General features: G+C 36.4%; 13 protein-coding genes and 1 pseudogene. 12 read left to right on the top strand and 2 right to left on the bottom strand.

Annotation, left to right across the window (positions count from 1 at the left end; translation table 11 throughout):
• The 11 genes and pseudogenes from FOT98_RS33585 to FOT98_RS26065 all read left to right on the top strand — a co-directional run.
• Window positions 1–173, top strand: a pseudogene (locus FOT98_RS33585) (DUF6018 family natural product bioysynthesis protein); the annotation flags it as partial.
• A 21-nt stretch (window positions 174–194) separates the two neighbouring features.
• On the top strand, window positions 195–332 hold the full coding sequence (locus FOT98_RS32575; protein WP_000711095.1) for a hypothetical protein: 138 nt from the start codon (window positions 195–197) through the stop codon (window positions 330–332).
• A gap of 882 nt (window positions 333–1,214) precedes the next feature.
• Complete coding sequence (gene ltrA, locus FOT98_RS26105; RefSeq protein WP_000999901.1) at window positions 1,215–3,143, top strand: group II intron reverse transcriptase/maturase; 1,929 nt, start codon at window positions 1,215–1,217, stop codon at window positions 3,141–3,143.
• 144 nt (window positions 3,144–3,287) lie between these two features.
• Window positions 3,288–4,409 carry a DUF6094 domain-containing protein gene (locus tag FOT98_RS26100; RefSeq protein WP_000406895.1) on the top strand — a complete coding sequence of 374 codons (1,122 nt, stop codon included), beginning with the start codon at window positions 3,288–3,290 and terminating at the stop codon, window positions 4,407–4,409.
• 15 nt (window positions 4,410–4,424) lie between these two features.
• Window positions 4,425–4,652 (top strand): hypothetical protein, encoded by a 228-nt coding sequence (locus FOT98_RS26095; RefSeq protein ID WP_000114818.1) that lies wholly within the window; start codon window positions 4,425–4,427, stop codon window positions 4,650–4,652.
• A 71-nt stretch (window positions 4,653–4,723) separates the two neighbouring features.
• Window positions 4,724–6,403 (top strand): DEAD/DEAH box helicase family protein, encoded by a 1,680-nt coding sequence (locus FOT98_RS26090; protein ID WP_061129934.1) that lies wholly within the window; start codon window positions 4,724–4,726, stop codon window positions 6,401–6,403.
• A gap of 700 nt (window positions 6,404–7,103) precedes the next feature.
• The gene (gene ltrA / locus FOT98_RS26085) at window positions 7,104–8,903 is read left to right on the top strand and encodes a group II intron reverse transcriptase/maturase (RefSeq protein WP_001272778.1); all 1,800 of its coding nucleotides are present in this window, start codon (window positions 7,104–7,106) and stop codon (window positions 8,901–8,903) included.
• A 60-nt stretch (window positions 8,904–8,963) separates the two neighbouring features.
• Window positions 8,964–10,646 carry a DEAD/DEAH box helicase gene (locus tag FOT98_RS26080; protein ID WP_089603464.1) on the top strand — a complete coding sequence of 561 codons (1,683 nt, stop codon included), beginning with the start codon at window positions 8,964–8,966 and terminating at the stop codon, window positions 10,644–10,646.
• Between the two features lie 16 nt (window positions 10,647–10,662).
• Window positions 10,663–11,376 carry a hypothetical protein gene (locus FOT98_RS26075; RefSeq protein ID WP_000494457.1) on the top strand — a complete coding sequence of 238 codons (714 nt, stop codon included), beginning with the start codon at window positions 10,663–10,665 and terminating at the stop codon, window positions 11,374–11,376.
• 332 nt (window positions 11,377–11,708) lie between these two features.
• The gene (locus FOT98_RS26070; protein WP_000586356.1) at window positions 11,709–12,338 is read left to right on the top strand and encodes a hypothetical protein; all 630 of its coding nucleotides are present in this window, start codon (window positions 11,709–11,711) and stop codon (window positions 12,336–12,338) included.
• The gene (locus FOT98_RS26065; RefSeq protein ID WP_000806908.1) at window positions 12,338–12,973 is read left to right on the top strand and encodes a hypothetical protein; all 636 of its coding nucleotides are present in this window, start codon (window positions 12,338–12,340) and stop codon (window positions 12,971–12,973) included. Before FOT98_RS26070 ends, FOT98_RS26065 begins: the two co-directional genes overlap by 1 nt.
• A 50-nt stretch (window positions 12,974–13,023) precedes the next feature.
• On the opposite strand, the gene FOT98_RS33065 is transcribed toward FOT98_RS26065, so the two are convergent.
• A complete protein-coding gene (locus FOT98_RS33065) occupies window positions 13,024–13,638 on the bottom strand; it encodes a hypothetical protein (protein ID WP_000377937.1) in 615 nt (204 codons plus the stop codon).
• Complete coding sequence (locus FOT98_RS26055; protein WP_000916415.1) at window positions 13,622–14,212, bottom strand: hypothetical protein; 591 nt, start codon at window positions 14,210–14,212, stop codon at window positions 13,622–13,624. The genes FOT98_RS33065 and FOT98_RS26055 overlap by 17 nt, the downstream gene beginning before the upstream one ends.
• 125 nt (window positions 14,213–14,337) lie before the next feature.
• Here FOT98_RS26055 and FOT98_RS26050 point away from each other — a divergent pair.
• A partial coding sequence (locus FOT98_RS26050) for a hypothetical protein (protein ID WP_144291179.1) occupies window positions 14,338–14,594 on the top strand: 257 nt, incomplete at its 3' end.

Raw genomic sequence — 14,594 nt, 5'->3', positions numbered from 1 at the left:
AAGGCATACAGGAAGCAAAAGAAGGCTACGTAATCTTATGGCGCTTTGTCGGGCAACAAAGTTTTTACCATGGTACAAAGATCGTAGCTGAACCGAAGTTTCGTACAATCCTACGTAAGCTGAAAGATTATTTTTTCGATTACGAAGAAGTTGTATATGAACCTAAAAAATAAGAAAGATAGAGGGATATGAAAATGAAAAAAGATAGCATTTGGACAGAATTAGATGATCCAAAAGAGCAGGAAACAAGAAAACAATCCCAAGAGCCGGATGATATTTTTGCTGGTATGGATGAGCTACCGGAGATTACAGATGAAGAACTACCTTTTTAATAAAGTCGAGGTAGTTTATAGAGGGTAAAAGGAAGAACTAAGTGATGTATTTACTTGGATCTTCCTTTTTTTATTGTAAAAAAAGAACTTGGAGGGAACGATTATGCGGTGCGAGACGTTCTCGAGTAAGTAATGCGGGAGCATAGGCGACAACGAGGACTATTCTTAATTGTAGAAACATCGAAAACAATAAAGAGTAGGATAACTGTTCAGGCGAGTGAGAGGAATGAAGGAGTAACGCCCCGAAACTCTCCCAGTGAGATTCCCAACTGCATACACTCGGCAGAGTGAGATGTTGGAAGCAGGGTAAAACATGCGGTTACGGTTCGTAGTGTCTATATGGATAACCGAAAGCCAGCAGGAATAATAAACCGGCTGGAACTAACTAAGTACCGTATGCTGTCAACCGACAAGGTGAGAATGTGTAAACACTGACGAACTTGCGAATGTACACCTCGATAGGTTTACGGGTCAGAAATGATTCGGAGTCTGAAAATAAGACTTGTCTAATGGATTGGAAACATCGCATAGTGACCAATCCTAACGTTGTTACAGGCAACGGAGCTAGACACGGGGTAAAGCAAGCACCTAAATCGGAGATTGAAAGATCTTTAAAACAACGATAGTCTGAACGGAACGTCGAAAGCCACTAACGTTGGGTCTATGACTCTATCGGCGGATATAGTTGAATACGAAACGGGTAACCGAGGGAAGTATTCTTAATAGTGGTGAGAGTAGTGGCACGACCGTTGAAGATTCTGTAATGGAATTGGAGGAACAGCCACAAGCCTATTTGTAGGAACTGAAATTTCATCTAATCTTGCATGGATTCTGGTAAGACTCAAAAGGTCACCAAATCAATATGAGAGTAGGTGATAGACCATGAATGATAGAACTAAGTCCACGCCAAAGAATAAGAAACTAAGACACAACGAATACTACGGTATCCAAACTTTCTTAGATAACTTATACCAGAAGGCAACAAAGAAAAATTCTTTTAAAAATTTAATGCCTATCATTATATCAGATGAAAATATACTCCTCGCGTTTCGTAATATTAAAGGAAACAAAGGGAGTAAAACAGCAGCTTGTGACAATGTAAACATTAAGGATATTGAGAGAATGGAACAAAGCTATTTCTTGAACGAAGTAAAAAGACGCTTTCAAAACTACCAACCGCAGAAAGTAAGGCGCAAGGAAATACCGAAACCCAATGGGAAAACCAGACCTCTGGGAATACCAAGTATGTGGGATAGGATTATCCAACAATGCATCTTACAAGTAATGGAGCCTATCTGTGAAGCACACTTCTGTAACCGAAGTCATGGATTTCGCCCAAACAGAAGTGCTGAAAATGCTATAGCAGACGCAACAAAACGGGTAAATCAGCAAAACCTTACATATGTGGTGGATATAGACATTCAGGGATTCTTTGACGAAGTAAGTCACGTCAAACTCATGCGCCAACTATGGACACTGGGTATTCGTGACAAACAACTACTAGTCATTATCCGGAAAATATTGAAAGCGCCAGTGCAACTGCCTAACGGCAAAACGATATTTCCGACCAAAGGTACCCCGCAAGGTGGTATCCTTAGTCCACTACTCGCCAATGTTAACCTTAACGAATTTGACTGGTGGATTAGTAATCAATGGGAAACTTTCAAAGCCAAGAAGGTAAAGCCGAGATTGAAAGATGGGATTTGGAGTAATGACACTGTAACATATTGTCTATCCAAAACATCCAAGATGAAACCAATGTATATCGTAAGATACGCAGATGATTTTAAAATCTTTACAAATACACGTAGGAATGCGGAGAAAATTTTCGAAGCAACTCAAATGTGGTTAGAAGAACGTCTAAAACTGCCTATCTCAACCGAAAAGTCTAAAGTAACCAATCTGAAAAAGCAACAGAGTGAATTCTTAGGTTTCACTCTTAAGGCTGTAAAGAAAGGTAAGAAGAACGGTAACACACGATACATTGCAGTAACACACATCTCTCCAAAAGCACTGGAAAAAACAAAACAAGATTTAGCAAAACAAGTGAAAAGGATACAGAGAACCCCAAACTCTAATGAAACAATTAAGAGAATCAGTATATACAACAGCATGGTCATTGGTAAGCACAACTATTATAAAATAGCAACGCATGCTTCCCTGGATTTCAGTAAAATGAACCATAGTCTTGGTCACATGATGTATAACAGATTCCCAAAGTCAAAAATTAGAGGAAAAAGCAACACAAACGGATACACGAATATAGGGAAATATAAAGGGAAAGACAGAGGTATTAAACCATACCTAAAGTCAAAAGCGATGAGATTTCTCATGAAATGTCCTATTTTACCAATCTCCTATATTCAACACAAAAAACCGATGATGAAAAAGCAATCTATTAACAGATACACCGCAGAAGGACGAGCCCTTATACACAAAAACTTGGCAGAAATAACCGAAGCGGAACTGAAATGGTTAAGAGAAAACCCAGTTATAAATGAACGGGCAACCATAGAATACAATGATAATCGAATTTCTCTTTATATTGCACAAAAAGGAAGATGCAGTGTAACAGGTGAGAAACTCTCGCCTTGGGACATCCACTGTCACCATAAGCGATTATGGAGTGAAACAAGGGATGACAGCTACAAAAATCTTACCATCATCAAGCCAAGTGTCCATACACTAATACACGCGACCAATATAGAAACCATAAACCAATTCCTCAATAAATTAAAACTCAACGAGGAACAGTTAGGCAAACTTAATAAATTGCGGAAATTAGTCAAAAATGAGGAAATCTGTATGTAATCACAAAATGAAGTGGATATGGAACATGAACAACTAGCGTTGTTTGCTTAGAGCTTATCATTATTAGATGAAAAGAAAACTACAATATAGGTGGACCGCGGTATGCCGTGAAAGTGGCACGTACCGTGCGGATCGGGGGAAAAGTTGGAGATAACCTCAAAGACTTACCTATCGACAATTTTAGGAAATGATTTAGCGGCGGGATTTTATCCAACACCACTAACAGAAGGGAATCATTTAATACAGTTATTACAAATGGAATCAGAGCGAGCTTATGCTTGCTTTGATCCATGTTGTGGAGAAGGTACAATTTTACGAAGTTTTGCAGATGCGGTGAAACAAGTTGGTATACAACTTGATACATATGGTGTGGAATTAGATGCAAATCGATATAACAAAGCAAAAGAGCAATTAGACGTAGTAATACGCTCTAGCTTTGAAAGTATGATGATTAGTCATGACTATTTTCCACTTATCTTTTTAAACCCACCGTATAATACAGAGCTTCGGACAGAAAAAAAGAAATCAGAGAAAATGGAGTTTAACTTCTTAAAGCGTGCACACCATTATTTACAAGACGGTGGCATTATGGTGTATGTCATTCCATACGATCGTTTTGCTCGAGATGAAATTAGCTACTTTTTAGCTAAGAATTACGAGGAAATCGGGTTAATGCGTTTTGGTGATGAAAATGAAGAATTTGAGCAATTTAAACAATGTGTCTTTATTGGCCGTAAGCGTGCAGCTACGAAAAATGATACATATTTTAACGATCGATTCGCTAATTTTTGTGAGAATATGTCAGAACTAGATTTTGTTAGAGAACATGTAAATACATTAGCGCAAATGGTGAATCGTAAAAGTTGGACTATACCTACATTACGAAATCAAAATAAATTAATTTTCACATCTCGCGTAGATTATAAAGATGCTTATGAAGGTGTAGGTAAATCAGAGGGGATCTTAACATTAAAGAAACGCTTAAATAGAGGAAATGGTTACTCACTTCAAGCTGAGAAAACAGCTGCAGAGAGAGCAAAGATGCCAATTGCTTCTGGACAATTAGGACTATTGCTGATAACGGGTGTGGCAGATGGATTGCTTGGTGAAGGTGATACACTCCATGCTGTTCGTGGTTCTGAAAATGTGTTTTTTGAAACTTCATTCGAGAAACTGGAAACAACAACGAAAGAAGTTGTATTACAAAAACGCCGCGCGAAATTTATCATCGCAACACCAACTGGTGAAGTCAAAGAACTTGTCTAGGAAAGGAAGAGAGATATGTCTGTACTGTTAGGGATAGGAGCACTATACATTGTATGGGAGTTTAGCAATCGTATATTTCGTATTGCTATTGTACTTACAGTTATTTGTTTATGTGCTTCTCAATTAGGTGCAGGTACATCTTTGGAAGTATTAGAGCAATTCTCTGTTTTTCAAGGTGCCAGTGATATGCTCCATGCGGCTGAACAATCATTACCAGAGTGGAAACAGTTTATAGATTTTTAACCAATAAATTGAATGAGTAGGACATGAAACGTATCGAATAAGATGCGTTTTTTATTTTAGGAGGGAAACTTATGTTACAAGAAATAATTCAACAAGATACATTTGACCAGGAACAAACACCAGCGATGTTGCAATTGGAGACAGGCACTGCTTCACATTCAGCTTTCTGCTTTGCTATGGCAGTTAATCATAACAACCAAATGCAATTTGCAGTGTTAGGTGCGAATGACAGTACATTAAAGTCATTCAGAGCAGCCATATCAATGGGTACTAGTCGTTTGTATTTTGGAGAGGGGCAAAAAGAAGAATTACATTATGTATTAGGCAAAAAAATGAATGTAAATTCGAAAGGGCAATTTGAGTTTATAAATACACAAACAGTAAATAGAAAAAAGGCAATTATTGCGTTTTCTAAAGAATTAGAAGAAAAGTATATTGTGGCAATTGATGAAGCACCAGAAATGCAAGTAAGAGATTTCTTAATGGCTCCTCCATATGGTCTCCCAATTTTAGAAGAATGGGCGAAACCAATTTATGAAGAGATGTTAACAAGAAATTTGTTACAACCATTAAATGTGTATTTTGATAGAAATGAATTTACTTCTCTATCTATTGCGCAGGTAGCGTTAAAAGAGGAGGATTGTAAAGAGTTTTTATCAGAAATGATACGTACTGGAAAATGTCAATTCCCGCAAGAGGGTACAGGTGAAAAGATCAATGAAATTAATGATTTAAATGAATATCTATTGGAATATTCGCCTGTCATGCTTGATAAAGTAACAAAATTAGATGAGCCTTTACATCAACCGATGAAAGAACAGGCATTATCTCATTTTGATACATACCAAAGACCATTATTCCCTGTACAGGCACATGTAGCAACAGGTGCAGCAAAAGCATTACAAGTACAAAAAGGGATCATTATACAGGGGGAAATGTCGAGCGGAAAAAGTGCAATTATGACAGCGACAGTAGATGGATATTTCCATTTGACAGGACAAAAAGGATATCGTACCTGCGTATTTGTGCCACCGACTCTAACTGAGAAGTGGGCAAAAGAAGAAATACGACACTTAATACCAGACGCAGATGTACATCTGATTAAACGTACAGAGGATTTAATTCGCATTCATCAATCTTGGATCCAGGCAGGAAGACCAAAACCAGAAAAGCCAACCTTCTTTGTCATTAGTTTTACTACAATGCGAGGGGATTCTATTAAACAGATGCCATTACCTTATAAGCAAATTGCACTTTCCAAGAAATCGGAGGAAGAGGTGCAAAGATATTATAAGAATGGATACTATTGTCCAGATTGTGGTGCTAAGTTACGTAAAAAAACGTCTTCTATTATAGTTCAACAAGCTAATGGTGAACAGAAAGAAGTCTGCCAGTATAAAGATTTTACAGCAAGTGACTTAGATTCGAAAACAAATAAAAATAGTGTATGTGCTGATTGTAATTCAAACATTTGGAGTCCAAAAGTAAAAACGAAATATGCGAGTTTTAAAGATTGGACCAAATATGAAAATAAATTAGTACAAGCAATAAAAGAGGGAAATAAACCGCTGCAAAAACAACTAGAGCTAGAGAATCGTGTGAAGCCATATGATGCGAAACAATCAGGAAGAGCATATCGAAAGGTAGCTACTGTTGAGTATATTCGTAGAAAAATGAAACACTTCTTTGATGCTCTTATCGTTGATGAAGTTCACGAATGTGTGACACGTTACCTTATAAGTGTCGCTTAATTGATACGAAATAGGTGGCCTAAAAGTATTTTAGGTACAACTGATATACCGATGTCAGGAATGAAAGCCGTCATGTTGAGCTGAAACTGACAGTCTAATACTCCTACATGCATTTATCTTGATAGAGATACATTGCGTTATGTATGAAACTAGGTGAAGTCGGCTGAATCTAATTCTAAAGCCACTCTTACAGAGAGGGTATGGTTAGAGATAGGCCGGGACGCTATAAAATACCTATGATGAGAATGTTCCATGGGGAACTGACGAAGACTGCGAATGTACGCGCCTATAGGACTAAAGAATGGGAAACCTTTCTTGCTACTTATGTAGTGTGAGATACCGATGAGTAAGATTATTCGTTATGAAAATCGGCATAGTCAACAAAGAGACTATAAGGCTCACAGGTGTAAAGCAGCCATCTAAGGGTATATGTAAAGCTAGGTATATTGGAACGTGGTAAGCAGCCAACTTCTATACCAAACACCTATCAGTGGGAAGTTCACTATAAGATTCAATAACGAATCGAAATGTGTTTATGGTTGTGAAAGTAGGGTCACAGTACCGTTGAAGCTATGGAAACATAGTGGAGGGATAGGCCCAAGTCTAGTTTTACCAATAGAAATTCGAGTTAGAGTTGTAGCTCATATTTCGGGTAAGAAGGTGAGTTGGAAATCACTTAGAGGAGCTGATTTCTACACCAATGAGCGCGATAGCAAATCGACATAAACAATACTACGATTTCACAGGAATACAGAATGATTTATTCCAAAGAAGTCGTGAGGGTACTAAGAATTTCAAGAACCTACTAGAGATTGTCATTTCGGATGAAAATATTTTATTAGCATATCGGCAAGTTAAATCAAACACCGGTTCAAAAACCCCGGGTACTGATGACAAAACAATTTTGGATCTTGCTAATACTAATCAAGATGAGTTCATTCATTATATGAGAGAACTAGTGTTAAACTACAAACCAAAATCGGTTAGACGTGTATGGATAGATAAAAATTACTCAAAAGGGAAAAGACCTTTAGGTATTCCTTGCATACAAGACAGAATCGTCCAACAAATGTTCCTGAACGTTCTGGAACCAATATGCGAAGGGAAATTCTACAATCATTCTTATGGTTTTAGGCCAACACGTACTACACGACATGCGGTTGCAAGAGTTCAAACATTAGTAAATATCAACAAATATCACTACACGGTTGATATTGATATAAAAGGTTTCTTTGATAATGTAAATCACTCCATTCTTCTTAAACAAGTCTGGAATATTGGCATAAGAGACAAACGAGTAATCGCTGTAATTAGCAAAATGCTTAAAGCACCGATTAAAGGAGAAGGTATACCAACAAAAGGCGTACCCCAAGGTGGAATTCTTTCACCACTGCTATCTAACATTGTCCTCAATGACTTAGACCAATGGGTAGCCGATCAATGGGAATGCTTTGAAACGAGGTACCAATACTCCGTCAACTATTCCAAATACGTTAACCTTAGAAGAAATTCTAAACTTAAAGAAGGATTCTTAGTGAGGTACGCAGATGATTTTAGAATCATGACTAACACTCACGATTCAGCGGTTAAATGGTTTCATGCAGTAGTTGATTTTTTAAATAAAAGACTAAAGCTTGAAATCTCACCAAATAAATCAAAAATTATTAATCTTCGAAAGAAGTCTTCTTCCTTCTTAGGTTATAAATTTAAATCTACTATCAAGGGAAACAAAAGGGTATTCTTCTCGCATATAGATGATGACAAACAAAAACAAATCATCACGAAATTAAAAGAAAGAATCTATGAGATACAAAAGCATCCTTCGGCCGGCAATGCAAATCTTTACAATTCAGTAGTATTAGGAGTCCAAAATAATTTCCAATATGCTACTCACATTGTTAAGGATATGAGCGACATTGAATATAGGGTTTTACGAACTCTTAACAACCGACTGAAAAAAATTGCATGGTATGGCAAGCCCAATGAACTTCCAGAGAAAGGGGCATACCTAAAGTTTTACAAAAATACACGTAAAACATACAGGGTAGCAGGTGTATATCTTTTTCCTATAGGACAGGTTACAACAAAGAATAATCTAAATTATTCACAGTCCATTAACCCCTATACAGATGAAAAAGTATTCGATTGGGACAAAGAACTTACCGAGCTGATGAAATCCAGACTTCCTAATAGAAGCATCGAATATATGGACAATAGACTATCCAAATATTCCGCACAAAAAGGGAAATGTTTTATTACTGGATTACCGCTTAAAGCTAGAGATGTTCACTGTCATCATAAGAAACCCACTTTCCTTGGTGGAACAGATGAGTTTCAGAATCTTATTATCGTTCATAAAGATATCCATACATTAATCCATGCATCACTAGAAGGCACCGTACTAAGGTATGTTAATAGATTACGATTGCACACAAAACAAATTGAGAAAATCAACCAACTCAGGAAGCTATGTAAACTCGAAAGAATTACTATTAGATAAAACTAGAGGGAACGCCGTATGAGCTGAAAGGTTCACGTACGGTGTGGAGCGGGGGAAAAGGTGGAGATTACTTCAAAACCTTACCTATCGCTATTAAAGAGTGAAACAGCACAAGGAACTGCTTTAGGAAGTTTAGCAAGGGTTTGTAAGAAAGTCGTAGCTGGAACAGGTACATTATTTGGTGGGCGCGCAAGCGACGTATTCTATACGTTATGGCGTCTGTTCCCTCAAAAAATGGTGAAAAGTGGGTTTGAATATAGTTCTTTAATGGAATGGAATGAAACCTACGGAAATATCGAGAGAACATATTACCATGATGGTGAGGTCACATCTAATATAGCTTCACGTGGAGCACAAGGTAATTTAGATAAAACCAAGGTCGTACCTGGTATTTCACCTTATGTGTTTACCCAATTTTTAATGGATACAACCATTAATGTGCGCTTAAAAGATGTGTGGCCAAATCCTGTGGAGTTAATTAATGTACCTACGATTCTTGTCGATATGTCGGAAGAACAAAAACAGGCTTATGAGCATATGAAAGAATCTTTTGAGAAGGCGATTGAAGGGGCGAAAGGTACACCAGATGTTGGGAAACTATGGCTCTCTTATATTCGTACAGGAAATTCGTATCCAGACAATATGAATCACTACCCAAACTATCACTTAGATAATGCGGAAAGAGAATTAGTTTGGTCCAACGAAGAATTCAGATTTGATGAGGATTGTATACAGCCGAAGGAGAAGAAGCTGCAAGAAATATTGCATACTGAAATCTCTGAAGGCCGTCCAGCCATCATTTATGTATCTGATACAGGATCTACAGTGAAAGAACGAGACATTCAGCCTCGTTTACAAAAGGTTGCAGAGCAAGTGCCTGGGGCAAAAGTAGCTATACTTCGTACGAATACAGTTACTCCGCCAAAGCGCAGTGCATGGTTAAAAGAGCAAGTAAATAGCGGTGTGAATGTTATCATCTGTTCACAAGAATTAGTTAAGGTAGGATTGGACTTGCTGGCGACGCCAACATTAATTTTCTACCAATTATCATTCAGCTTATTTACATTAAATCAGGCTGCAAGAAGACATTGGCGCATTGGTCAAACAAAGCAATGCAGAACTTTCTATCTTGGATATCGAGAAACATTCCAAGAACAGATGGCGCAATTAATTGCCCAAAAGAATAAAGCTGCTGAAGCAATGAATGGTGATGCAACAAGTGATGGACTGAATGCAATGCTTGGTGATACAGGAGATCTTCAGACGTTATTAATCCAAAATATTAAAAGCGGGAATCAATTAAAAGGTTCAACAGAAGAGTGGACACAGGCAGCATCGGAAGAATCTAAGCGAGTACTTGCAAATATCGGTAAAGTAATTACACCAGTGTTTGAATCAATTGAGATCCAATTTACAAACTGGGTGAAAACATTACCGAGTACATTTGACGTATCGTATATGGAAGATGCGAAATTTGTGCAAAAAGCCGTTGAATATATCCAAGAAGAAAAAGTTCCTGGCGTTGTAGTAAAGCAACGTAAACTTGAAATTGACGGGAATGTAGAAGATATCATACGTACTTTAACAACATTGAATGCCGATAAGCGTATGCTTGTACAAAAACAAGACATTACACTCTGGGATGAATTGATTGTGGAAGTAGATGGTTCTCAAAAGAAAGGAAAAGGAAAACAAAAAAATAAAGTAATTGAAGGACAATTTGAGTTTGATTTATTTGGTTAAACGAGAGGGGAAAGTCATGTTTACGAAACTTCTTATCGCACTAATTTGCTATATGGTTTATGTAGTTTGCAAAACCAAAAGAAACATGTTGATAGAAGAGAAGAAAAAAGAAAAAGGGCCAGAACCGGTGGAACGACCTGTTTATTGGTGTCCGAGAGAAAATAGACCTATTGGTAGGGAACAAGAACGTGTTACTGTTCCAACGAAAGAGATTACCTTAGAAAAGGATGTAGCCAATATATACGATTTAGTTGCTACATCTATTCGAATAAATGTAGGCGAAGAAGAAAAAGCGTTTGAGCAGGACAAGGAAGTTGCAAAAGAAGTGGAGTATGCTGAAGAATTTCATCATACTCCTGCTTCTGAAGCAGAATATGGAATTCCTTTTCCGAGCGATGAGGATATACCAGAGGAAGTATTTAAATATGAGGAGACGTTTTCGGAACTAAAACAGTTGCCAATCCCACTAGAAACAGAACAGAATCTACCTTTTCCACAAGGAGTATCAGAGGTAGAAGATATGAATCGGGTTGGGTGGACTGCAAAAGTAATAAGACGAGAACAAGGACTGACACGCGTACTGAATATGTCGGATAACAAGCGTTATTGGATTCATACAGAGGGAGAAATCTTACCAGAAAATCAACCGTTGTATTTAGAATTACAAATTGATTCACCGTATTCTTATACATTAGTTGAATGGAGTGATAGACAACTAGGGAATATATAAATTAATTTCCTAGTTGTATTTTTATAGACAGATAGTATGAATGCAGCATTTTTCCACTCATTTGTACAAGGATAAAACATTTTTTTATTTTTGTACAAATGAGTGGGACAGAATGATTCACCATATAAGAATATTCGACTATAATGAGACATTGTACGTCATTGTAATATTAAAATGTTTAAGATTAAGTGATTATAATCTTAAAACAGGAGAACTGAGAACTCTCCGCAATATTACAATGCTTAAAATAGATTAAATCCAAACATGAGGATTATATGAAGTAAAAAATATTTATGAGTTAAAAAAATAACAATTTTGAAAGGTGAATGTAAATGATTATTAATTCCCTAAGTAACAATGTAGTAGAAAAATTAGAACAAACGGTGCGCTATGAAAAGAAACAAGTTCAGGTATTACGTGTAAGTAAAAGTAGCTCAAATGTACATGCTTATATGATTTTTCCGGAATTCTCAGAGGTTAAAATTTCAAATACCGAACTGGATGAATATATAGAAAACCTGTCAACAAGCGTGAAGTATGTCATTGATCGTAAGTTGAGTCAACAAGAAATCGAAAAGCAAAATCATTCTTTCATTATGACGTGTGAAGTTGAGGAAGATGGTGTGATAGATGATGAAACTCTTCATTTTAATACGACTTATGTTAAACCACCAACAATTGCAAATAAAGTATTTAAATTAGTATGTGGATTAGGAAATCGTCTAGATAGCCTAAAAGAGTTACATATCACAGTACTAAATAATAATATTAATCGAATTGAAATTGAATTTTACAATGAAAATGAAACATACATTGCAGTAGAGAAGGAAGAAATTGCGAATGCTATTATGGGAGCATATACGAAAGCAAATATCTATTATGCAGCAGATCTTTATTATGTTGCGGAAGGAAATCAAATCAAATTAAAAAGCGTTAAACCGAAATTAGCGGGTGATGTGTGATGAAACAAGAAAAAGGGATGATTGGAGTCCTATGTACGCTTATTTTAATGATTTTACTACTTATACCCTTACAAGCGGCTCAAGCTTCTGTAAAACCAAGTTTTAATGAAGGAAAAGGGAGCGAACTTTCGTCGTCCTTTCAAAAGGGATTAAACAATCGAGCAAAAGCAACAGAGAAAGATGATTCATTTGGCTCATCAATCATACAAAAGATTGAAGGTATGTATGCACCGGCTTTTAAAGTAGGAGTAAATATCTTTTCTATTTCATTCGTATTAGGCGTTATTGTCATGGTTATGGCATTAATTACAAAGAATGGTCAATGGATGAAGTGGGCGACTGGGAGTATGATTTTCTCATTTATTAGCATGATGTCCATGAGACTAAGTGTGTACTTCTTATTTAGTTCCGATGTATTTTCGTTTATGAACATCTTTACGGATTTTTTAGACCTGTTTAAAGCAACAGCACTTATTTTCACACCATTTATGTTAATTGCAGGTATTCGTTTAAGAAAGATTCATGAAAGTACGAAACAGCCTGAGTATTATCGTTGGTCTAACCGTGTCATAACAGGATCTTGTTTGCTGTGTATGTTAGCCGTACTCGCTCCATGGCTATTTGCTAATATGTAAAGAACCATATATAAAGATGGAAAAGGTACTGAATCTAAATTCAGTACCTTTTATCTACCCATTAGGTTACTTCTTTCATATTCCGCAAATGTTTCCTTAGTTATAGGAGATAATATGCCACTTAGATACACTGCTCTATATAAAAAATATTGTTCATCTTTAGTTTGAATGGTAAGAGTTCCGTGTTCCTCATTATAGGGAATAATTCGATCAATTTTTAGTTGTTTTTTGTCGCAAATGATTTCTTGTATTGTATAGAGATTATGTATTGTCAATCTTTCGATATACAGACAACTACGCTCTAACAGATAGAAAGTGAGTGCCATTTGTAGAATGAACACAACTTGTAGTAGAGCTGGTATGCCTGCAAAACTGACAAGGAAAATGGAAACTAAAATAATATTTAACTCGGAAAACCATTTCTCGTATTGTTTCATAGAAAGAATACTTGTCTTTGTTTGAAAGACTAGGAACCTCGTTATAAGGAACAGAATTGTAAATATCCCTTCATAACTAAGCAAAATATGCCACTCCGAATTAGAAAGTTCCATGGCTAAATATATGATGCTGGTTGAAATAAGAATTGGTACGAGGTGTACCAGGGTAAATACTATTGTATGTTCTAACATTCTTTTCTTATAGATGTGATTAGTCATTGAATCCAAGTTTTCTAACTCCTTCTGCAATTTTCATGATGACACCGCCAATAAGTAGATGGTATTCGCCTATGCCCTTTTCGTTCACATACCAGCACATATAGTGTCTGATGCCTTCTTTTGCTCCGTGATCATGTAAAGGGAAAGGAGAAGCATATTTTTCTGGGCAGTTATTATTAAAAGGAACTTGTTCTGCAAGAGTAAAGCGTTTTTTTGAGTCATTTACAATCCAACAACCAAAATCTATTGTTCCATACCACATTGCATCTTTATGAATCGGATCAATAGAAGGTTGTGCTGGATAATTTTCAGCTAACATTTGCGCTTTTTCTTCACGAAGTCGTTGATGTATATGTGAATTCAATGGATCTTCCGTTCCAATTTCATAGGTTTCTTCAAAGTTCCCACATTCATAAGGGATAAGGGGATTATTTGAATCAGCTGCTAATTGTAGACTGCAAGAATCTGATTTTGAAAGATAATATACGCAGTCTTTGCAGGTGAAAAAGTTAGAAAAAGCTGAATCTGTTTTTGGTTCTGGTTCTGTTTCTGTTACGGTATTATCTACTACAAGTTTTAACATATCTATCACAATCCTTTATAGGCTATTTCAAAATTTAATATAGACGTATCATATCATGCTTATTTTTAAATGTAAATATTTTCCATTTAAAAATACCCTAATTTATTTTGAAAGGAATGTTTGTTTTGAGAAGAAATCGGGAATATATTGCTTTGCGAAATTCTATTTTAATAGGTTGGCTGCTTACAATTATCGTTATAAGTCTATCTATCTATTTTTCATCTATCGTATATTTACTAATTGGATGTTTCATTTTATCGCTAAAATACGGATTAACGGGCACTGTAAAGAATGTGGAAAAGCGTTTGCCTACCTGGGCAAATTTTGGGGTTATTGAAAAACCAGTAAATCGAAGAGTGACAAGACCGTTTCCGTTTAGGGG

The organism is Bacillus sp. HY001 (assembly GCF_007558965.1).
In the GTDB taxonomy this organism is placed as follows: Bacteria; Bacillota; Bacilli; order Bacillales; family Bacillaceae_G; genus Bacillus_A; species Bacillus_A mobilis.
This window is presented reverse-complemented; position numbering and strand designations above follow the sequence as displayed.